General features: G+C 46.8%; 17 protein-coding genes, 1 tRNA gene, 1 pseudogene and 1 other annotated feature. Of the genes and pseudogenes, 15 read left to right on the top strand and 4 right to left on the bottom strand.

All coding sequences use genetic code 11. The features are described 5' to 3' along the window. Window positions 1-7: 7 nt before the first annotated feature. Window positions 8-190 carry a hypothetical protein gene (locus QUA50_RS07760; RefSeq protein ID WP_333298601.1) on the top strand — a complete coding sequence of 61 codons (183 nt, stop codon included), beginning with the start codon at window positions 8-10 and terminating at the stop codon, window positions 188-190. Between the two features lie 496 nt (window positions 191-686). Further along, window positions 687-2,123 carry a PepSY domain-containing protein gene (locus QUA50_RS07755; RefSeq protein ID WP_333262441.1) on the top strand — a complete coding sequence of 479 codons (1,437 nt, stop codon included), beginning with the start codon at window positions 687-689 and terminating at the stop codon, window positions 2,121-2,123. 151 nt (window positions 2,124-2,274) lie between these two features. Here the strand turns inward: QUA50_RS07755 and QUA50_RS07750 are convergent, their stop codons facing one another. Beyond that, entirely contained in the window at window positions 2,275-3,384 is a 1,110-nt protein-coding gene (locus tag QUA50_RS07750; RefSeq protein WP_333262439.1) for an alpha/beta hydrolase, read from the bottom strand. Between the two features lie 303 nt (window positions 3,385-3,687). On the opposite strand from QUA50_RS07750, the gene QUA50_RS07745 reads away from it, so the two are divergent. The 4 genes from QUA50_RS07745 to QUA50_RS07730 all read left to right on the top strand — a co-directional run bounded on the left by QUA50_RS07745 (window position 3,688) and on the right by QUA50_RS07730 (window position 13,590). Further along, window positions 3,688-8,865, top strand: coding sequence for an amino acid adenylation domain-containing protein (locus QUA50_RS07745; RefSeq protein ID WP_333262436.1), 5,178 nt, complete (start codon window positions 3,688-3,690; stop codon window positions 8,863-8,865). Between the two features lie 150 nt (window positions 8,866-9,015). Further along, a complete protein-coding gene (locus QUA50_RS07740; protein WP_333262433.1) occupies window positions 9,016-13,065 on the top strand; it encodes an amino acid adenylation domain-containing protein in 4,050 nt (1,349 codons plus the stop codon). Further along, window positions 13,058-13,189: a hypothetical protein gene (locus QUA50_RS07735; RefSeq protein WP_333299453.1), complete on the top strand. Its 132-nt coding sequence runs from the start codon at window positions 13,058-13,060 to the stop codon at window positions 13,187-13,189. Before QUA50_RS07740 ends, QUA50_RS07735 begins: the two co-directional genes overlap by 8 nt. A 140-nt stretch (window positions 13,190-13,329) precedes the next feature. Next, window positions 13,330-13,590 (top strand): hypothetical protein, encoded by a 261-nt coding sequence (locus QUA50_RS07730; protein ID WP_333262430.1) that lies wholly within the window; start codon window positions 13,330-13,332, stop codon window positions 13,588-13,590. Between the two features lie 183 nt (window positions 13,591-13,773). Here the strand turns inward: QUA50_RS07730 and QUA50_RS07725 are convergent, their stop codons facing one another. Next, window positions 13,774-15,204, bottom strand: a complete 1,431-nt coding sequence (locus QUA50_RS07725; protein WP_445243150.1) for an inorganic phosphate transporter — start codon at window positions 15,202-15,204, stop codon at window positions 13,774-13,776. 40 nt (window positions 15,205-15,244) lie between these two features. On the opposite strand from QUA50_RS07725, the gene rplS reads away from it, so the two are divergent. From rplS to rplL, 9 genes are all read left to right on the top strand, one after another. Continuing rightward, entirely contained in the window at window positions 15,245-15,628 is a 384-nt protein-coding gene (gene rplS, locus QUA50_RS07720; RefSeq protein WP_333234829.1) for a 50S ribosomal protein L19, read from the top strand. 134 nt (window positions 15,629-15,762) lie between these two features. Next, window positions 15,763-15,835, top strand: a tRNA-Trp gene (locus QUA50_RS07715). After that, a complete protein-coding gene (locus QUA50_RS07710) occupies window positions 15,806-16,015 on the top strand; it encodes a hypothetical protein (protein WP_333262424.1) in 210 nt (69 codons plus the stop codon). Before QUA50_RS07715 ends, QUA50_RS07710 begins: the two co-directional genes overlap by 30 nt. 151 nt (window positions 16,016-16,166) lie before the next feature. Next, window positions 16,167-16,400 (top strand): preprotein translocase subunit SecE, encoded by a 234-nt coding sequence (secE, locus tag QUA50_RS07705; protein ID WP_333054360.1) that lies wholly within the window; start codon window positions 16,167-16,169, stop codon window positions 16,398-16,400. Continuing rightward, on the top strand, window positions 16,397-17,035 hold the full coding sequence (gene nusG / locus QUA50_RS07700; RefSeq protein ID WP_172186535.1) for a transcription termination/antitermination protein NusG: 639 nt from the start codon (window positions 16,397-16,399) through the stop codon (window positions 17,033-17,035). Before secE ends, nusG begins: the two co-directional genes overlap by 4 nt. A 3-nt stretch (window positions 17,036-17,038) precedes the next feature. Next, window positions 17,039-17,464, top strand: coding sequence for a 50S ribosomal protein L11 (rplK, locus tag QUA50_RS07695; protein ID WP_333031062.1), 426 nt, complete (start codon window positions 17,039-17,041; stop codon window positions 17,462-17,464). Between the two features lie 219 nt (window positions 17,465-17,683). Next, window positions 17,684-18,397 carry a 50S ribosomal protein L1 gene (rplA, locus tag QUA50_RS07690; RefSeq protein WP_333080351.1) on the top strand — a complete coding sequence of 238 codons (714 nt, stop codon included), beginning with the start codon at window positions 17,684-17,686 and terminating at the stop codon, window positions 18,395-18,397. Window positions 18,398-18,507: 110 nt separating this feature from the next. Then, window positions 18,508-18,680: a sequence feature (ribosomal protein L10 leader region), on the top strand. 29 nt (window positions 18,681-18,709) lie between these two features. Then, window positions 18,710-19,333 (top strand): 50S ribosomal protein L10, encoded by a 624-nt coding sequence (gene rplJ, locus QUA50_RS07685; RefSeq protein WP_333262420.1) that lies wholly within the window; start codon window positions 18,710-18,712, stop codon window positions 19,331-19,333. A gap of 138 nt (window positions 19,334-19,471) precedes the next feature. Then, window positions 19,472-19,864 (top strand): 50S ribosomal protein L7/L12, encoded by a 393-nt coding sequence (gene rplL, locus QUA50_RS07680; RefSeq protein ID WP_333262418.1) that lies wholly within the window; start codon window positions 19,472-19,474, stop codon window positions 19,862-19,864. A gap of 272 nt (window positions 19,865-20,136) precedes the next feature. Here the strand turns inward: rplL and QUA50_RS07675 are convergent, their stop codons facing one another. Together QUA50_RS07675 and QUA50_RS07670 are read right to left on the bottom strand one after the other, a co-directional pair. Beyond that, a complete protein-coding gene (locus QUA50_RS07675; protein WP_333262460.1) occupies window positions 20,137-21,753 on the bottom strand; it encodes an FAD-dependent oxidoreductase in 1,617 nt (538 codons plus the stop codon). A 180-nt stretch (window positions 21,754-21,933) separates the two neighbouring features. Then, window positions 21,934-22,339 (bottom strand): annotated as a pseudogene (locus QUA50_RS07670) (hypothetical protein); the annotation flags it as partial.

Below are 22,339 nucleotides of genomic sequence, written 5' to 3'. Positions count from 1 at the left end.
TGGTGGAATGACCGTCCAAAAGTGGGGAAAATCTCAATTTTGCACCATTCTCAAGAACGGGCAAGATGCCCGTTCCACAAAGGATAAATTTTTTTGTGGAACAGGCATCTTGCCTGTTCATAAAAGCCTTGTTGAGAAGGGTGCAACATCTCAGAAGCATCTCACTTTTGGAGCCAAGCTAGAAATCTAAGTTTTGAGGTGCGAGGCCCGAGGCTGTGAGGAAAGAGGAAGAAGGATGGAGCCAGAATAAGTATTTTTACAAATATGAAATGCTCCCGGATGACAACCCTCCTCAAACCATGATGGAGTAAAGATTGAGCCTCGCTTGTGCTAAAAAAAGATAGGCAGCTTGAACAGAACGGTATTGCAATATACTGGTCTTTAGTTACTTTCCCTGTTAAATAAATCTTCATCAGGATTACTGACCAAAAATTTCTCGATGGTACCCGCCACGTGATTTATCCGTGGAATCAATCCAAAATCTAAAATCTAAAATCCTTGCGTCCCCCGAATTTATCCGTGGGGTCGCCTCCAACATCTAAAATCTCAAATCTCAAATCTAAAATCTAAAATCGAATGACGGCTAAAAACTTCAGAAGCAGCAACTCTGTTTGACAGCCTGTCTTTTGACATTGTTGATACTTGTGTAGCATAATGGCTTTTTTTCGATATTTTGGCATACGACAATGAGTAAATTGAACAGCGTTTTGAACCCTTCACTGGTTGCTGAACCTCCCAGTAATCGTTTTTATCGCACCGTTTGGCGATGGCACTTCTATGCAGGTTTGTTTGTTATTCCTTTCATGCTGATTTTGTCAATCACAGGCATCATTTACCTGTTTAAACCGCAATTAGATGCTGCGATGTATCACCAGAATATGTTTGTGCAGCCTGCGGATGTGGTGATGCCTTATACTCAACAGGTGGCAGTTGTTCAACGAACTTATCCTGATGCCAAAGTAACAAAATTTACGCCGAGCGTTGCGTCTAATCGCAGTGCTGAAGTGACGATCGCGACTAAAGATGAAAGAACACTAGCCGTTTTCGTGAATCCTTATACGGCTAAGATTTTAGGCGATCGCGATGAAAATAATAATCTCCAAGCGATCGCACGCAAGATTCACGGCGAACTGATGATCGGAAAATTGGGAGATTATTTAGTAGAGCTTGCTTCTTGTTGGGGGCTTGTGCTGCTGATTACGGGATTGTATCTGTGGTTGCCTCGCGGCAAAGTAAATTTTTTAGGAACATTAATTCCGCGTGTGTGGAGCCAGAATAAGCGGGTATTTTGGCGGGACTTACACGCCGTTTCGGGATTTTATGGGGTATTACTAATTGGCTTCCTCATCCTCAGTGGACTACCCTGGACAGGTTTTTGGGGAGATACCTTCGCTCGTTTGTCGAACTACTACCCTGCACAAATGCGGGATAACGTGCCTCAATCGACAACACTCACAGGCTCCCTCAATCAGCAGGGAAATCAAGTTGTGCCTTGGGCAGTAGAACAATTACCAATTCCTAAATCGAGTACGCCTAGATATGAGCATCATTCAGGACACAACGAAGTTATCGAGCGAACTCTTGCTGATTCGTCCGTAAATCTAGATTCTGTTGTAAATTTAGCTCAAGCAAAAGGCGCACCCCCTGGATTTAGTGTTAGTTTTCCAGAATCCAAAACGGGTGTGTATACGGTTTCGGCATTTCCCAATAATCCGGCGCAAGAAATCACTTTGCACATCGATCAATACAGTGGCAAAGTATTAGCAGATGTGCGGTGGAAGGATTACGGGTTAGTACCCAAAGTCGTATCAATGGGAATTTCAATTCACATGGGAAAATATTTTGGATTGAGCAATCAACTGCTGATGTTGTTTGCAGCGTTAATTTTGATTGTGCTTTCAGTCAGCGGTACGGTGATGTGGTGGCAGCGCCGTCCGAAAGGGACGGGTTGGCTAGGTGCGCCTGCAATGCCCACCCATGTTCAGGGATGGAAAGTGCCACTGGCAATCGTTGCTGTTTTAGGGATTGCCTTCCCGCTTGTAGGACTTTCACTCGTCACCGTTCTGCTGTTAGATTATTTCGTGTTGGCTCGTATTCCTGCCGTCAAGCGCATTTTCAGTTAAAGGTGGGAGGGTGACAAAGAGGTCTAGGAACTAGACCGAATCAGTGCGTAGTTTGGGCCCCTAGGGAACGAACCCTCCGTTTCACTCCGCCCGACATTTTCGCTACCATTTTCCTTAACTGAACCTACAGGATTTTAACTCACATTTTTCGTCACGAAATTTCAGTGCAGAATGCCCTGACAGCTTCGGCAAACTGCTGGTTGTGTTCCATTAATGCCATGTGTCCTCCTTTCTGTATAGTAACTAGCTCTGCTTGAGGTAATTCTGCTTTCATCCGCAGGCTAGCTGGGGGCGTAGTGGCGATATCTGAATCGCCGCAGATCACCAACACAGGAATGTCAATTGATGGCAAAGTTTTTGTTTCATCAAATTTGAGCATTCCGAGTGTGCCGCGAGCGAGAACGCCGGGAGAACCCAAGGCTGATAAGAAAGCTGAGAACTCTAATTGACCGCGCGTTTCAGTGCCTTTAAATCCCGATAATTCTACACTGATGTGCAGTGAACCATTGAGATAGCTCAGCCAAGTCATTCCCCACATAATCGGTTCAAGAGCTATTGTGAGATAGAGCATAGGTTGAAGCAGCGGCTTTTGCAAAGCGCGTAATAAACCGCTAAAAATAGCGGTTTTGACGGGATTAGTATAAGTCGTATCTACCAGAATTAAACCAGCTACTCGACTACCGAGAAGTTCTGGAAAAAGCCGACTGAATGTTAGAGAAATCATGCCGCCCATGCTGTGTCCGAGTAGGATAACAGGTTTATTTCCTGCTATGGCAATGACGGCTTCAAGATCGCGGGCCAATTTTTCTAGGGAGTAGTCGCTGTTTTTTGGTCGAGTGGATTTTCCCAAACCTGGAAGATCCCAAACAATCACTCGGTAGCGATCGCTTAGTTGCCGTTTCGCGTAATACCAAACCATACTGTTCGGCCCCCAACCGTGCGACAGGATAATCGGCTGTCCGTCCTCCGGGCCGTAGAATTCTACTTGTAAAATAGTGCCATCAGGCCTCTCTACCCGCTGCACCGTACCCGTCCGCGTCGGCTTCGGTTCGTCAGCACCGGGGCGGCGGAACAGCGGCAAACTGATAAAGCGGCCGCCAACACACCAAAGAACCATCAAGACTCCGCTGACTAAGTAGGAAATCCCTACAAGTGCGCCGATGTACCATTCGTAAATAATGTATATACCTCCGCCAAGGACTCCGACGGACAGCAGTCCCACCAGCCATAGGAACAGGAAATTGAAGGGCATGAACGGCATAAGCTGAAACCTTGGGTAGGATTTTGGTTGCGAATTCAAACAGGATCATACTTAGGTTAGGCCACAGTAAGCAAGCGGTAAGTTAAGCTCTTAATTTGTGCGCTGGTGGAATTTAATTTATTGATGTGCCCAAGTAATGACCGAAAGCATCCAGGATACCCGCCACGCGATCGATCCGTCCAGAAATAAAAAACCTGTATCCAATAAAGGAACCCCCGAATTTATCTGTGGGGTCAATGCTTCAATTCTAAAATCTAAAATCTAAAATCTAAAATCTAAAATCGATTGACAGGATGACTCAAAATGCCAGAGCCAAAAATATCGAGTTCATCGCCAAATGCCAGAGATTCTGTCAGCGTGGAGTTAGTTGAGTTTTTATCTTACCTTCGCAGTCTAGATATTAATATTTTTGTTGAGGGATCTCGCCTGCGCTGCAACGCTCCCGAAGGAATTATTACACCCAAACTTCGCGCCGAAATTTCTCATAAAAAAGCCGAAATTATTTCATTTTTAAAAGCAGCTAATCGTACTTCTAGTTTCACTCCTACACCGATTGTTCCTATGGGGCGGGACGGAAATCTACCGCTTTCCTTTGCACAGCAGCGCTTGTGGTTTCTCGACCAATTAGTCCCGAACAATCCTTTTTATAATGTTCCCGCAGCCTTGCGTTTGACAGGTTCGCTCAATTTTTCGGCGCTGCAACAAACCTTCAATGAAATTGTGCGCCGCCACGAAGCTTTACGAACGAATTTAGCAGTAGTTTCGGGGCAACCTGTTCAGAAAATAGCTGCTGCTTTCCACCTCCCGATTAATGTAGTGGACTTGCGAAACTTGCCCAAGGAATCTAGACAAAATGAAGCAAACAGGCTCACGGCCCAGGAAGCTCAACGCTCTTTCAATTTGTCCAATGACTTGTTGCTGCGAGTCACATTATTGCAGTTAGATGATGCCGAATATTTACTAATGCTGAATATGCACCACATTGTCTCCGATGGTTGGTCTATCGGAGTGCTAATTCAGGAATTAGGCGCACTTTACACGGCATTTGCTAGCGAAAAACCTTCGCCTTTACCGGATTTGTCGATCCAGTATGCTGATTTTGCAAAATGGCAGCGCGAATGGCTGCAAGGGGAAGTTTTAGAAACGCAGCTTGCTTACTGGCGACAGCAGTTAAACGGGATTTCTATGCTAAATTTGCCTGCGGATAGACCCCGGCCAGCAATTCAAAGTTACCGAGGCAAAAGGCAATTTTTGCAACTGCCAAAACAACTGAGCGAGGCTTTAGAAACGTTGAGCCAGCGTGAAGGAGTGACGCTGTTTATGACAATGCTGGCAGCTTTTAAAACGTTGCTTTACCATTACGCGCAGCAAGAAGATATTGTTGTAGGTTCGCCGATCGCCAATCGCAACCGCAGTGAAATTGAAGCATTAATCGGTTTTTTTGTCAATAGTTTGGTGCTGCGTACAGATTTGTCGGGAAATCCAACTTTTCGGGAACTTTTAAACCGAGTCAAAGAGGTAGCATTAGGAGCTTACGCTCACCAAGATTTGCCGTTTGAGAAGTTAGTAGAAGAACTGCATCCCGATCGCGCGTTGAACCAAAATCCGTTATTTCAGGTGGCGTTTGCGCTGCAAAACGCGCCGGGGAATCGGTTAGAATTGCCAGAATTAACACTCAGCCCGCAGCAGTTAGATGTGGGTACAGCGCGGTTTGATTTGGAGTTTCATTTGTGGGAGCGATCGCCCAACACTTCGGGAAGCAACCAATCGCCCAGCAATAAGCTGTGGGTTGATAGCTCCGAGGGTATCAGCGGCATGGTTATTTACAGCGCCGATTTATTTGATGAAGCTACGATTACCCGCCTGATCGGGCATTTTCAAACTCTGTTAGAAAGCATTGTGACAAATCCCGAACAGCGAATTGCCAACTTGCAATATTTGAGCGCCCAAGAGCGCTATCATTTGTTAGTTGAATGCAACAATACTCAGGCGGATAATCCGCAAGATTTGTGCATCCATCAGCTATTTGAAATGCAGGCAGATCGGACACCGGATGCGGTGGCGCTGGTATTTGGAGAGGAGCGAGTCACTTATGGAGAACTCAATATCCGCAGCAACCAACTAGCACGTTATTTGCAAAAAATTGGGGTTGGGGCGGAAGTTTTAGTCGGGCTTTGCTGCGGGCGATCGCTCGATCTGATCGTGGGGATGTTGGGTATCCTGAAAGCGGGAGGAGCTTACTTAATTTTAGATCCGAGCTATCCTGTTGAGCGATCGAGCTTTATGCTAAAAGATGCTCAAGTGTCAGTATTGCTTACCCGCCAGGGAATAAATTCCCTGTCTAATAGCGAAAGTCGTCTAAAGACGACTGAAGGAGGACAAGTTTCCAGTCGGCTTCAGCCGACTTCAGCTATGAGCCAGGGAATTTATTCCCTGGTGGATGATGGCGAAGTGCAAAAGTTAGAAACACAGTCAGATGATAAAATTCACCATCCAAGGGTTGTTTTTCTAGACACAGATTGGGAGATGATTTCCCAAGAAATCGCCGACAATCCCACCAGCGCAGCCACAGCCGAAAATCTGGTTTACGCGATTTACACCTCCGGTTCCACGGGAAAGCCGAAAGGAGTGGAAATTGAGCACGGGAGCTTGTTAAATCTCGTTTTTTGGCATCAAAGAGAGTTTGGGGTGTCAGCGGGCGATCGAGCTACGCAAATTGCTGCGATCGGCTTTGATGCTTGCGGGTGGGAAATTTGGCCTTATCTCGCCGCCGGATCTAGCATCTACTTTCCAGAAGATGACATCAGGCGAGATCCTGAAAAACTGCAAAACTGGTTAGTATCAAAAGCAATTACAATTAGCTTTTTGCCAACACCTTTAGCCGAGAAAGTTTTGCTATTAGATTGGCCTCAAAATACAGCTTTGCGAATCTTGCTCGCAGGCGGCGAAAAACTGCAACAACATCCTTTAAAATCCCATCCATTTAAGCTAGTAAATAATTACGGCCCAACCGAAAACACCGTCGTCACAACTTCCGGTTATATTCCTGTAACGGAGCAAACAGACATCGCCCCGACAATTGGCCGCCCCATTGCTAACACTCAAGTCTACATATTAGACAAATATTTGCAGCCCGTACCCGCAGGCGTTGTTGGCGAATTGTACATCGGCGGAAACGGACTCGCTCGCGGCTACCTCAACCGCCCAGATTTAACCGCAGAACGATTTATTTCCAATCCTTTTAAAGCAAATTCAGGCATCATTCTCAATGACTTGTTTAGGAACAGGCAAGATGCCTGTTCCACAAGAGATGAATTTTCCTGTGGAACAGGCATATTGCCTGTTCTAGATAATAGTCCTCCCCCCAATCTTTGTGGAACAGGCAAGATGCCTGTTCTAGATAATAGTTCCCACCCCACTCTTTGTGGAACAGGCATCTTGCCTGTTCCCGATAATGGTGCAACATCTCAGTTTAAACCAAATTCAGGAGAGCGAATTTACAAAACCGGCGACTTAGTGCGCTACAGAGGCGATCGCAACCTTGAATTTTTAGGACGCATTGACGAACAAGTAAAAATTCGCGGTTTCCGCATCGAATTAGGAGAAATCGAGACACTATTAACTCAACATCCGGCCGTGCAGCAAACTGTAGCAATAGCTTCGGAAGATGGACAGGGAGATAAACGTTTAGTAGCTTATATTGCCCTGAATCATGAATATAGCAGTGCCAGCGAAAAAAACCAAATAATCCAATTGCAGGACGAACAGGTTTTGCAGTGGCAAATGCTCTACAATGAAACTTACGATCGACCTGCTGTTGACTCAGATCCAACCTTTAATATTGTCGGCTGGAATAGCAGTTATACTAATCAGCCAATCCCAGCAGAACAGATGCGCGACTGGGCGAACAATCAAGCCGCCCAAATTTTAGCTTTCCAGCCTAGTCGAGTGTTAGAAATTGGCTGCGGCACAGGTTTGTTGCTGTTCCAAATCGCCTCTCGCTGCACTCAATATTGCGGAACAGACTTTTCACCTATTTCGCTCAACTATATTCGGCAGCACTTGGCAAACCAACAGTTAGCTAATGTAACGCTGCTTCAGAAAATGGCGACCGACTTTGAAGGAGTAGAGACAGCAGCTTTTGACGCCGTAATTCTCAACTCTGTCGTGCAATATTTCCCGACTATCGACTATCTGGTGCAGGTGCTAGAAGGTGCGGTGAAAGCAACTGCTCCCGGCGGCTTTATATTCATCGGAGATGTCCGCAGCTTGCCGTTGCTGGCAGCTTTTCACGCTTCGGTACAACTGTATCAAGCCGAACCTTCTCTCGCGGGCAAACAGTTGCAGCAGCGAGTACAAATGCAAATTTTTCAAGAAACAGAGTTAGTTATTGAACCAGAGTTTTTTAGCGCATTAAAGCACCGCTTTCCCCAGATTGGCGGCGTAGAGATTCAATTAATTCGCGGTACTTACCACAATGAGTTAACTGATTTTCGGTACAATGCTATTTTGCATATTGCGTCTGAAACAGCACGCCCAAAATCCTCGTCACAAGAAGAGCGGCGCGCAGAAAAACGGCTGGATTGGTTGGATGAAAATCAGCATCTGACTGTTACCAAGGTGCAACAAATATTATGGGAAAATCAACTCGATGTTTTAAGAATTGCTAATGTGCCTAATGCGCGGGTAACGGCAGCAGTTAAGGCGGCAGAATTGCTGTCTGTTGTCGATAAATTTCCAACAGCAGGTCAGTTGCAGAAAGCCGTGGAAAAAGTCGAGGATTTAGGAGTAGATCCCGAAGCGTGGTATGCTTTAGAAGTTCCGTATAATGTTAATATTAGTTGGTCTAATTCCGACAGTCAAGGGCGCTACGATGTAGTTTTTGCACGGGGCGAAACCAGAGATTTTGTGCGAGAAACCCGAAGCGATAACTTGCGTCCTTGGCGCTCTTATGCTAACAATCCCTTACAAGCTAAAGCAGCACGGAAATTAGTGCCGCAGTTGCAGGCTTATCTAGCAGAAAAACTGCCGGAATATATGCTTCCGTCGGCTTTTGTGGTGCTGGAGTCGCTACCTGTGACGGCTAACGGAAAGGTCGATCGCCTCGCTTTGCCTGCACCGCAGCCGATTAAGTTAGAATGGGCTGGCGGTTATGTTGCGCCTCAGACTTCTATTGAGGAAGTTTTAGTGAAAATTTGGGGTGAGGTTTTGGGGATAAAGCGAGTGGGTATTCGGGACAATTTCTTTGAATTGGGAGGCCATTCGCTGCTGGCGACTCAGCTTGTTTCGAGAGTGCGAGATGCTTTCGCGGTAGAGTTGCCTTTGCGCCGGGTTTTTGAGGCGCCGACGATTGCAGAATTATCTAAGATTGTGGAGAGTTTGAAAGATAAGAATGCTAAAAGTGATGCTCCGGCTTTGGTGCCGATTTCGCGCGATAGTCGGCGGAGGAAGCTATCATCTTTTAATAAACCTATTGCATAATTTTTTGATGATAGAGTGACCGCAGATGAAGGGCAGATTAACACAGATTAACGCAGATAATTTTAAGAGAGTTTGTGAATTAGTGCAAGAGATATAATCTAGAAAGTCAATAAAAATGATGGCTGGTGAACAGGGGCAATTTCGATAAATATGCAGGAAGAAATAGAAGTTTTTGTATTTCCAGCATCGTTTGCTCAGCAGCGGCTTTGGTTCCTCAATCAATTAGCACCGGGCAATCCTTTCTACAATGTCTCAACAGCACTCCGCTTAACAGGTTTTCTCAATTTAAGAGCCTTAGAGCGAACCTTCAATGAAATTGTGCAGCGGCACGAAACTTTACGCACCACTTTTACGCTTTTGGAAGGGGAACTGGTACAAGTTATTGCTCCCTTTTTAACCGTATCTCTTCCCACAATCGACTTACAAAATCTTTCGCCAAATCAGCAGGAAGCCGCAGCGCTGCAACTAGCAACCGATGCAGCGCAATGCCCTTTCGATTTAGCCGCTGGGCCGTTATTTAAAGTAACGCTGTTACAACTCAGTGAAACAGAACATATATTGTTGCTGAATTTACATCATATTGTGGCTGATGGTTGGTCGATTGGAGTGCTAATTCGAGAGCTGGGAATGCTCTACACAGCATTTGTAAAAAATGGGATATCGCACTTACCAGCACTGCCCGTGCAGTACGCTGACTTTGCAGAGTGGCAGCACCAATATTTGCAGGGCGAAGTATTAGAAACCCAGTTAGCTTATTGGCGGCAGCAGTTAAACGGAATTACCGCACTCAATCTACCTACAGACAGGCAAAGACTGGCCGTTCCATCCTATCGGGGCGCTAAACAATCGATCGCATTATCACCTGCTTTGAGCGAGGCGCTAAAGTCGTTGAGCCAGCAAGAAAGCGCGACTTTATTTATTACCTTGCTTGCCGCTTTTCAAACTTTGCTGTACCGCTATACAGGACAAGTCGATATTGCAGTAGGAACGCCGATCGCCAATCGCAACCAGAGCGAAATAGAAGCATTAATCGGTTTTTTTGTCAACAGTTTGGTGCTGCGTGCAGATTTATCAGGAAACCCAACTTTTCTGGAACTATTGCATCGGGTAAAAAACGTCGCAATGGCAGCCTACGCCCACCAAGATTTGCCCTTCGAGAAGTTGGTGGAGGAAATGCACCCCGATCGCGAGTTGAGCCGCAACCCCCTATTTCAACACAGTTTCAGCCTGCAAAACACTCCTGTAGCAGCGCTAGAATTGCCGGGAATTGCTTGCGAGGCGATCGACTTTGACGCGGGAACCGCCAAGCTCGATTTAGAGTGCCACTTGTGGGAAAATGCAGGAAGTATTCAAGGGCAATTTGTCTACAGCACAGATTTATTCGATCGCGCCACAATTGCGCGCATGGCGGGACATTTCCAAACGCTGCTTGAAGCCATTGTTAACAATCCCAAACAGCACCTCAGCGACTTGGCCTTGCTGACAGCGCCAGAATACCAGCAATTATTAATCGATTGGAATGACACTCAGAGAGATTATCCGCAAAACCAGTGTTTCCATCAGCTATTTGAAGATCGAGTCGCGCTCGCGCCCGATGCTGTAGCCGCCGTCTTTGAAAACCAGCAGTTAACCTACCGCCAACTCAACAGCAGAGCCAACCAACTTGCACGTTACTTGCAGCAATTGGGAGCAGCACCAGAAGTTTTAGTGGGCCTTTGTGTAGAACGTTCCTTAGATGCGATCGTCGGATTGCTAGGCATTATCAAAGCAGGCGCAGCCTACCTGCCTTTAGATCCAACTTATCCTCAAGAGCGGCTTAACTTCATGTTAGAAGATGCTCAGGTGTCGATTTGGGTAACTCAGCAGCACTTAGCAAAAAACTTGACGCAGCCGGAAAATTACGGAGTTTTTTCAGTAGTGTGTTTGGACTCCGACAGAGAAATTATCGCCCGACAAAGCTCAGAAAACCAAACTACAAATATCCTACCAGAAAATCTAGCCTACGTCATTTACACATCTGGTTCAACCGGAAAACCCAAAGGCGTTTTAATCGAACATCGGGGACTCTACAACTTAGCCCTAGCTCAAATCGAAGCTTTTAACTTAAACTCAAATCACCGCATTTTGCAATTCGCCTCACTGAGTTTTGATGCCTCAATCTTTGAGATTGTCATGGCATTAGGAACCGGATCAACACTTTACTGTGCCAAGAAAGAATCTTTGTTGCCCGGACAAACATTAATCCAATTTTTGCAGGACAATGCTATTACCCACGCTACCCTCCCGCCCTCGCTGCTAGCTGTCCTTCCAAACGCCGAACTTCCCGCACTGCAAACAATCATCTGTGCTGGCGAATCCTGTTCCCCGGATATTGTTAAACGCTGGGCTTTTGGGCGCAGATTTTTTAACGCTTACGGCCCTACAGAAGCGACTGTCTGGTCAAGTTTGGCCGAAATTGGCGATAGCAAAAAACCGCCCATCGGCCGCCCAATTGCCAACACTCAACTCTATATTTTAGATAAAAATTTACAGCCTGTACCCGTTGGAATTCCCGGTGAATTGTACATCGGCGGCAGCGGATTGGCGCGAGGCTACCTGAACCGCCCCGAATTAACCGCCCAGCGATTTATTGCTAATCCGTTTAGCCAGAAAGCAGGACAACGAATTTACAAAACAGGTGACTTAGCTCGCTATTTTCCCGACGGCAATATTGAGTTTTTAGGCCGCACTGACGAACAGGTAAAAATTCGCGGTTATCGAATAGAATTGGGAGAAATTGAAGCGCTGCTGGTTCAGCATCCAGCAGTCAAAGAAACAGCGGCGGTTGCTGTGGATGATGGGTCGGGCAACAAACGCCTAGTTGCTTATGTCGTCCCCAATCACAATCAGACACTTAATCCCGGGGAAATACGCACTTTTCTCCAACAACAACTGCCCAATTACATGATTCCCAGTGCTTTTGTGGCGATCGACTTTATGCCCCTAACCCCCAACGGCAAAATCGATCGCCTGCGCCTACCTGCACCGGGAACTATAACTAGCAATTCAATAGATAAAAGCTGCATTGCACCTCGCACGCCAACCGAGTCAACCCTAGCCAAAATTTGGTCAGAAATCCTGAATGCCGAACCCGTTGGCATTCGCGATAACTTCTTCGATTTGGGTGGAGACTCCCTGCTAGCAATCCGCCTAATCAATCAAATTAACCAGCATTTTGAGCGCGAGTTGCCGCTATCTGCTCTTTTCTTAAATCCGACAATAGAAGGTTTAGCAGATTCGCTATCTTCAGAAACAAATTCTTTGGAATGGTCGCCTTTAGTTGCAATTAAGCCGCGCGGTAAAAATCCGCCTTTATTCTGCGTTCATCCCATTTTTGGCGTCGTATTTCCTTATTGCGAGTTAGCGTTCCAGCTAGGAGAAAATCAACCGTTTTACGGGCTGCAACCAAAGGGTATTGACGGCGAAAGTTCTCCGTTAACTAGCATTGAAGACATGGCGACTGACTACATCGCAGCCTTGCGTACCGTTCAACCAAAAGGGCCTTATTTTTTAGGAGGCTGGTCTTTTGGAGGTTTAGTCGCTTTTGAGATGGCTCAACAGTTGCTCGCGGCGGGGGATGAAGTGGCTTTACTTGCTGTGCTGGATACTTTAGCGCCGGTTTCTGCTAACAAACCTTCTTTTTGGGACGGTTGCAAGTTTATTCTAACTACTGTTTCGCGCTCTATCTGGCCTTTTGTAGTAGATTATTTTCGCTTTGTGGCTACTGCGGAAAATGTTCAAAGTGGCGGTATTGCTGCCAGGTTTTCTAAATTAAATAAGATGCTGAATGTGGCAGCTAATTTTTTGCATCGCTGGAATTGGAAACAGGCCGTTATGGTTAGCATCCTATCTCAGGAGTCAAAAGAAAGAAGCTGGCGCGAGCTGGCAATTCCTTCGATGTTTACTGTATTTCAGGCTAACAGTCAAGCAACTCTCAGCTATGTACCGAAAATTTATCCGCAGCGAATTACTTTGTTTAGATCGAGGGAACAGCTAAGCATGAGCCATCAAGATCCGACTCTTGGCTGGAGTGAATTAACGACCCAAAAAGTAGAGGTGATTAGAGTTCCTGGAAATCATCTTAGTATGTTGAGAAAGCCTAACGTTGAGGTGCTGGCTCAAAAGCTGAAGCATTGCTTTGAGGAGGAATTAAGTGATTGAGGAACCCGCGTGCTTGTGTGTCGAAACCAGGTTTGATGTGCGAAATTTCTATCAGCCATCTCCAATAATTATTGTGGAACAGGCATCTTGCCTGTTCAAAGCTGGCTTTTCTGGAGATGTCTAAGCTGTCGCGCATTTAAATTGTATATTCAGGGCGGGCGGGACGCTAGGGCCCCTACACCCCACTCATTGTTTGATTGTTCTTTAACATACAATTTAAATGCCGCAACAGCTTATCACGCTTGTAGTTAGGATCTAAAAAAATTGCGATCGCCCGAAGAACACTTTTTGCAACTAGAAATCATCATGCAGCGCCACGCCGCAGCACTCGAAGCTGAAGTCAGAGCTTTGCAAGCCGCTGACGAAACCGCCCAGTGGCCTCCTGACTGGAAGCGTTACTATAATTGGCGTTTCGCTAAAATTTTCGCTTCCGTGAAGATTTTTCGCAACTGGGGTGCAGATGCTGCGGCTTGGAAACTTTTGCCGCTGCGAGAATATCCCAACCGCGGCAATCAGAAGGATTAGTTAACTGTTGACTGTTGACTAGACCTCTTGCAAAAATCCTTTTCATCAATTGATGGGACGGGCAAGATGCCCATCCCACAAAAGTTTTTTTTCTTGTGGGATGGGCATCTTGCCCGTCCTAATTATTTTTGCAAGAGGTCTACTTTTGACTGTTCTGAAATTCCTCAATCTAAAATCTAAAATCTAAAATCTAAAATCGATTGATTGCGCGATGCTGAAGATGATAGCAGCCAAACCTGCTGCGATCGGAATTGTCACCAGCCAAGCCGAACCAATTGACAGCAAAGTTTGCAAGCGTACAGTTTTCCAAGCTTTGATCAGCCCGACTCCGACAACTGCACCGACTAAAGCGTGGGATGTGGAAACTGGCAAACCGAAGCGGGATGCTAGCAAGACTGTGGTGGCTGTGGCTAATTCCGCGCAAAATCCGCCGCTTGGTTGGAGTTCGATGATTTTTTCGCCGACTGTGGCTATTACATTTTTTCCCCAAATGGCTAAACCGATGACTATTCCTGCGCCTCCGAGGACTAAAATCCACAGGGGAACGCTGAAATCCCCTGATGGAAAGGAACCTGTGCGCCGGATGTAGGCGATCGCAGCTAGGGGAGCAACTGCATTTCCTACGTCGTTGGAACCGTGGGAAAATGCTACAAAACAGGCGCTCAAGACTTGAAATCTCGCCATTTGTTGCTCGATGAGAGAGTGGCGGGGAGGGGGAGAGGGGGAGAGGGGGAGAGTGGGAGATTGGGAAAATATTCCCTCTTTCTTATTCCTTGCATCCGTTACATCCGTTACAAAATCCGCTGCCGAACCTTCTTCCTTCTCAACTGATTCTAATTTTTTCCAGCTAGTGAGTGTCAGGACGATCGCCCCAATACTCCCGATGCCAATGACAATATCGTGAATTGGCAGATTCCAGCCAAATCGATCGCGCGCGGCGGCGATCGCCCCTGTCTGCACCAAAGCGACATCCACAACGGACGGCAGTACAATTATGCCAAATACGCTCAGCATTCCTGCACTCAGCCAAGGTATCCACTCGCGCATTTGAGATAGAGGATCTGGTCGATCGAGAATCCCATACTTCACCGCACTGTAAAATAGCGCGGCTAAAGCACCGCTAGCAACGGGTGTCGCCACCCAAGTTAGGGAGATGGTGCCGATGGTTCGCCAATCTACTGCATTAATTCCGGCTGCAACACAGCTAAAACCCGCGATCGCGCCCACCACTGCATGGGATGAAGAAACCGGCAAACCTCGACTGGTAGCGATTTGCAGCCAGATCCCGCAAGCAATCAGCACTGACACCATCCCGATTAAAAATACTTGCGGTTGGGCAGCGAACACTTGTGCATTCACAACTCCTGTGGCCAGAGTTTCGGAAACTCCTTGGCCGAACAGCACTGCGCCGGAAAACTCCAGTATGCCTGCAACAATTATTGCCTGCCGCAGCGTTAGGGCCTTCGAGCCTACGGATGTCCCCATCGAGTTAGCGACATCGTTGGCCCCCAAGTTGGCGGCGACGTACAAGGCGAGTGCGGCCATTGCCCCTAGTTGCAGAAATACGACCCCAGAGGTATCTAACATAGAATTTTTTTGACATAAAACGGGCATTTCGATATATGATAAGGGATTGTGAGTTTTGGTAAATCCGATGAAAGGCGCAGAAATAATCCGTTCTATCGAAACGGCAGAAATAGATAGAGTCAAGCAAGAACTCAATAAACAAGTTCCCGAAATTTACGTCGGCGACACAGTGCGAGTCGGCGTGAAAATTAAAGAGGGTAACAAAGAACGGGTTCAGCCCTACGAAGGGACTGTGATTGCCATGCGTAACGGCGGGATTAATGAAACAATCACCGTCCGCCGCGTGTTTCAGGGCGTCGGAGTGGAACGGGTGTTTTTGATTCACTCGCCCCGCATAGCCACGATCCAAGTGATGCGCCGCGGGAAAGTTCGCAGAGCAAAACTTTACTACCTGCGCGATCGGGTGGGCAAAGCTACTCGCGTCAAACAGCGGTTCGATCGCTCCCTGTAGGAATGCACCCAGCTTCCCCTTGGTTCATGGTTCATGGGAAATTTAAAAAAATTCAAAAAAAGTTTCCCATTTACGAGCGCACTGTGTTAAAATAGAAATCTAGAGGTTAAGCGAATTTCAGCAACCTCACCTGTGCGCTCTTAGTTCAGTTGGTAGAACGCAGGTCTCCAAAACCTGATGTCGGGGGTTCAAGTCCTCCAGGGCGCGCTGAATCACCAAACTTTAAATTCTGCCCGAAAGCGCCCGGATTATTGGCTGGCAACAGTCAAAATCCCAAACTTTCGGGTAGAATTAATTTTTGTGGGCGGTTCGCAAAAAATGCCATCAACAAATGCTCGGTGTGGCTTCTCGATCATCGGTTTCGGCGATCGGCATTTACGCCGTTGATTGGTTGGGCTTGTAAAAAAGTCGTGGCTTTAGATTTGAGATTTGGGACTTGGGCGTAAGTGGTTAGTGTCACAAAATCTGAGAGCCGCGGGCCACTCACACCATCTAAAATCTAAAACCTAAAATCTAAAATCGCAAGGGGGATTGAATCGTGGCGAAAAAAGACGAAGCTCAAGAAACTCAAGAAATAACGGCGCCTGGGTTTGACCCTGCGGGTTTTTTTAAGGAAACTAGAGAAGAACTCGACAAAGTGGTTTGGCCCAGCAGGCAGCAGCTAATCAGCGAGTCTTTGGCCGTGCTTTTGATGGTAATCCTCTCAGCAAGCCTGATCTATTTGGTGGATAACTTCTTTAACTGGGGCGCGGGAAAGGTGTTTGGGCCATGACTTTTGCATCAGAAGAATCTGAGTATTCCACAGAAGCGACGGGACAGGCAGCATCGCCAGAGGTGCCGGAGATTGATGCTCGCTGGTATGCTGTTCAAGTTGCCTCGGGCTGCGAAAAGCGCGTGAAGGCAAACTTGCAGCAGCGGATTCAAACTTTGGATGTTGCCGATCGCATCGTTCAAGTCGAAATTCCGCAAACTCCGGCAATCAAAGTCGGCAAAGACGGTTCCAGGCGGCAGTCAGATGAAAAAATCTTTCCCGGCTACGTACTCATCCGTATGTTTATGGACGAGGATACTTGGCAGGTGATTAAGAATACCCCGAATGTAATTAATTTTGTCGGGGCAGAGCAGAAACGCCGCTACGGGCGCGGCAGGGGTCACGTCAAACCGCTACCTCTGAGTCATTCGGAAGTAGAACGGATCTTCAGAAACGCTCAGGAATCAGAACCAGTTGTCAAAGTATCGATGTCTGCTGGAGACCACGTTGTGGTACTTTCCGGGCCGTTTAAAGATTTTGAAGGTGATGTGATTGAAGTTAGCCCGGAACGAAACAAGCTCAAAGTTTTACTCTCGATTTTTGGGCGCGATACGCCTGTAGAATTGGAGTTCAATCAGGTTCAGAAACAGAACTAACTAATGGCAAAGAAAGTTGTTGCAGTAATTAAGTTGGCGATTACGGCGGGAAAAGCCAACCCAGCTCCTCCGATCGGCCCAGCATTGGGTCAGCACGGCGTCAATATCATGATGTTTTGCAAGGAGTACAATGCTAGAACCGCAGACCAAGCAGGTCTGGTGGTTCCGGTAGAAATTTCGGTTTTTGAAGACCGCAGTTTTACTTTTATTCTCAAAACCCCGCCGGCGTCGGTTTTGATTCAAAAAGCCGCTGGCATTGCTAAAGGTTCGGGAGAACCTAATCGCAAGCAAGTAGGCTCGATTACACAGGCTCAACTGCGAGAAATCGCTGAAACCAAAATGCCTGACCTCAATGCTAATGATGTTGAGGCTGCTATGAAAATTGTGGCAGGAACGGCTAAAAATATGGGCGTGGCGATCGCTGATTGAAGTCAGTTGTCAGTTGTCAGTTGACAGTTGGCAGTTGTCAGTAATTCAGGATTTTGAAGCTAAAATCTTCAAGCTCAAATCGCAAATCCTAAGTCGGTTCAGGGGGAGAAGCAAAGCTTCGCTAGGAATCGCAAATGTTTTAGATTAGAAATGAGCTAAACAGTTCAATCTAAAATCTAAAATCTAAAATCTAAAATCGACTGACCCCAGGAGATAACAATGGCAAAGAAAGTATCTAGAAGACTGCAAGAACTTCAAAAGAAAGTTGAAGACAGACCTTATCTACCGCTGGAAGCTCTGCAACTTTTGAAAGAAACGGCAACCGCTAAGTTTGGCGAAGCTGCTGAAGCTCACATCCGTTTGGGAATTGACCCGAAATATACTGACCAACAGTTGCGGACAACTGTATCGCTACCAAAAGGAACTGGTCAAGTAGTCAGAATTGCGGTGATTGCTAAGGGCGAAAAAGTTAAAGAAGCTCTAAATGCCGGCGCGGATATTGCTGGTTCTGAAGAGTTGATCGATGAAATTCAGAAGGGCATGATGGACTTCGATTGCCTGATTGCTACCCCAGATGTGATGCCGTTGGTGGCAAAATTGGGTCGGTTGCTGGGCCCGCGCGGTTTGATGCCTTCTCCGAAAGGTGGCACGGTGACGACTGACATTGCTCAGGCGATCAACGAGTTTAAAGGTGGTAAACTAGAATTCCGTGCCGATCGAACTGGCATCGTTCATGTTATGTTTGGCAAGGCAGCTTTCTCAGCGGAAGATTTGCTGGTCAACCTTCATGCTTTGCAAGAAACAGTTGACCGCAACCGTCCTTCTGGTGCAAAAGGTCGCTACTGGCGCAGTTTGTACGTATCCGCAACAATGGGCCCGTCGATCGAAGTCGATATCAGTGCTCTGCGCGATACGAAAATTGACGCTGCCTAGTACAGAATTAAGCAGAACGCAGAAGGTACAAGACAGCTTCGGCTGTCTGTGTAAATCTCTCACAAGACTTACGCCAGACCTCTGCTAATATCTGCCTTCTGGTGATAGCCTAATCAAAAATCAATAAGCTGAAGACCGCAGGTGCCGACCGCTTAATTTCCTGCCGAGGCTGAAGAAATAAAAACTCAAGATTCAAAGATTAGAAATTTTCTATTTTTAATTCTGACTTGTTAATTTTTAATTCTCTGCCCCGGCTCTAAGGTCGGGGTTTTTGGTGGGCAGTTTTCGATCCTAAAAGGAGGTGAAATAAGTATGGGCAAAAGTTTAGCAGTAAAAAATGAGATTATTGCAGACCTCAAGCAAACCTTGAGCGAATCTCAACTGGTAATCGCGATCGACTACAGGGGCTTAACTGTTGCTGAAATCACAGATTTGCGTCGGCGTTTGCGTCCGAAAGACAGCAGTTCGAAAGGCAGCAGTTGCCAAGTGGCAAAAAACACGCTGATGCGAATTGCGGTTGAAGGCAACGAAACCTGGCAGCCGATACAGGAATTGCTGACTGGTACGTCGGCGTTTGTGTTCGTGCAAGAAGATATTGGCGGCGCGATTAAAGCTTACCAAGAATTCCAAAAAGTCTCTAAGAAGACTGAACTTCGCGGTGGCGTCATGGAAGGACGGTTACTGAAAGAAGCTGATGTTAAAGCATTAGCGGATCTGCCGTCGAAGGAACAACTCATGGCTCAAATTGCTGGCGCTATCAACGGTGTCGCAACCAAGTTGGCTGTGGGTATCAATCAAGTTCCTACTTCGATCGCTCGCGGTCTTAAAGCTTATGCTGAAAAAGACGGCGGTTCAGCAGAAGTAGCAGCAGAAGCACAACCAGAAGCAGAAGCAGAAGCGCAACCAGAAGCAGAAGCAGAAAGCGCATCTGTGTAAGTCATTAGTAATTAGTCATTAGTCCTCAGTCATTAGTATTTAGCAATAAATAGAAGACTGGAGACGAAAAACTAAGGATGAATGAGCAAATCTCAAATCCGAAATCCCAAACCTACAATTGAACTAGGAGTTTAACGAATGTCTACTGCAACTGATGAAATCTTGGAAAAACTTAAGTCTCTGACTTTGCTCGAAGCTTCTGAATTGGTCAAGCAAATTGAAGAAGCTTTCGGCGTCAGCGCTGCTGCTCCTGTAGGCGGCATGATGATGATGCCCGGTACAGGTGGTGGAGCCGCTGATGAACCCAAAGAAGAGCAAACCGAATTTACTGTCATGCTCGAAGAAGTTCCTGCTGACAAGAAAATCGCAATTCTGAAGGAAGTCCGCGCAATTACCGGTCTGGGCCTGAAGGAAGCAAAAGACTTGGTAGAAGCCGCACCGAAAGCAGTTAAGGAAGCTATTGCTAAGGAAGCTGCTGAAGAAATGAAGAAACAGCTTGAAGCTGTGGGCGCAAAGATTTCTATCAAGTAGTTAGAGAATGTAGTTGATATCAATTCCGGTGACACCGGAATGATAGTTGACTGTTGACTATTCCCTAAAATTAATCGCGCGATAGTTACATCTCTCGCGCGATTAATTATTTTTGGTGTAGGGAAACGGCCTTGCTGTGTCCTCTTAGGATCGCGAATTAAATAATTTACAATTTTAATTGTTCTTGTGGGATGGGCGTCCTGCCCGTCCTGTTTGGACGGGCGGGACGCCCATCCCACTTTCAAGAGTGGAACTTATTTAATTCTCATTCCTTAGATTTTAGAGGCGGCTTCCATTTGCCGCACTACTGTTAAAGCTGAATAGGAAACGCCGGCAGTGCCTTCTCCCGGATGGGTGGAGTCGCCCACTAACCACAAGTTTTTAATTGGTGTGCGATTGGCAAATCCGAAGGGGCCGAAGGTTGGTATTCGCTGCCCGATGCCACCCACAACGCCTCTATCTCTCGCTGTGTAGCGGGCAAAGGTGCGGGGTGTGGCGGCTTCTTGGTGTACGATCGACTCTGGCGTCAAATTGAAATATTCACTCAAACGGGCGATCGCCCCTGCGCTGTATTTTTGCTTTAATCCTTCATAATCAGCCGAATTCCACCACATTCGAGTATCGGTAAATGACGAAGCGATAATTGTCGCCATTCCCTCCGGTGCTCGCCCATCTCCCGGATGGCTGACAGAAACAAATAATGAATTATTCTCCCCAATTTCGCCGTCGTAATCGTAGAGAAACTGAAGGTGCGGCGGACAATTGGCCGGAATTGCGCTTTCATGCACTCCCAAATATATGACAAATGCACCGGATGCGGGCGGCAATTTATCTACTCGATATTTGTAGCCTGCCATTTGATTGGGGAGTTGATTTGTTGTATCTGAAGTCTCTGATTTAACGGATAAATTATTTGTTAAATTTCCGACTATCGGCTCGCTTGACAATAACTTTACTAGATTTTGCGCTGTCACGTTGGCAACAATGCGATCGGCAGTTTCTGTCCAAACTTCGCCGGTTTTTTGATTGCGAATGACTGTACCGGTGGCTTGGCCGTTAGTGGTGACAATACTTTCAACTGTATGCCGCAACAGGACTTTGCCGCCGTCTCGTTCGATCGCCTCTACGAGTCGATCGCTCAATACCTGCATACTTCCTTGTAGATGATACAATCCCTGCGGCTCTTGCGAAACTCCTAAAGCCGTAGCCGCGTAAAGTAGCGCCGTTTCTTCGGTATCAACTTGAGAATACAATTTTAACTGCAAATCTAGAAAAGTTTTCAAGCGCAAATTGTCGCCCAACCCGCAAAGCCGCAAAGCATCTCCCACTGTCATAAAAGTGAAAGGCAAAGTAATTAAAGTATCCGGGCGAACTGCTTGAATTAATTGCCAAAAATCCCAGAAGTTTCTGGGTGGTAAAACTGGATCGCGCCCTTGAAATTTCCAGCTAGCTTTGAACAATGCAGACAATAATTGCCAAAAAGGTTCGCTTCCCGGAAACTGCCGTTGCCTTTCTTCCTGCCACTTTTGCGGATCTCGCCACACGCTAATCGGTGCGGTTTCTCCCGGCAAAAACACCGCACAAGCCGGGTCGCAGGGTGTCGCGGCGGGAAGTTCTATATCTAATTCTGAGAAAATTCGGTGGTGAATTCCTCCGGGTTCCAATCCTGCAACCTGCGTGGCGCCGACATCGAAGGTAAAGCCTTTGCGTTTGAAGGTGGAAGCGCATCCGCCGGGGACGATCGCCTGTTCTAAGACTAGCACTTTGTATCCTCTGCGGGCTAGCAGGGCTGCTGCTGTCAGCCCGCCGATGCCGCCTCCAATTACCGTGACGCGGCCCTTAGTGTCTGCTGGATTGGATTTGCTCTCAGGGGTGCGATCGCCTGTCATAAATTTATTTATTGTAATATTTCTTAATATTATGCTCATATTTTGCAATAAAAAGCTCTTGTAGCGACAGGTTCAAATCTATCGCTACAAGAGGAAGGAGGCAGAGTTTAGAGGACTTTTTAGGGGTAAAATGCTCTGGGCGCACCCGGAGCGTTAGACTGTGGCGTGCCGATCAGAGAATCAGGGACGGCGCCACTTGTTGAGATAAGCTTCGCCAATCCCAGCCACAGCCTGCATTTGACCTAGCTGTTCCCGTAAAGCTTTGATGGTTCTTAGCTGTTCTTGAGACTGTTGGTGCAAAGCGTCGTAATTTCGCTGTATCGCCGCACTCTGGCTCAATTCATTTTCCAGATATTGCAACTTGGTCAGTTTAACTTGGAAGTCGCCGATCGCACTTGACTTTTGTGCTAACTCGTGCTGCAAATATTCGTAACTCGACTTCGACACGGTTTCCTGGAATTGGCTTTCGAGATTTTGCTTTTCGGTGGCGAATTGCTGCTGCAAGGATTCCACAGCAGCGGATTTTTCAGCGATTTGGTGCTGCAAAGATTCCAGAGCACTGGATTTTTCGGCTAGCTGCTGCACA

Origin of the sequence: Microcoleus sp. M2_D5, assembly GCF_036701935.1 — a bacterium.
Taxonomy (GTDB): domain Bacteria; phylum Cyanobacteriota; class Cyanobacteriia; order Cyanobacteriales; family Microcoleaceae; genus Microcoleus.
Note: the sequence above shows the minus strand (reverse complement) of the source record. Positions and strands in the feature narration are given on the sequence as shown.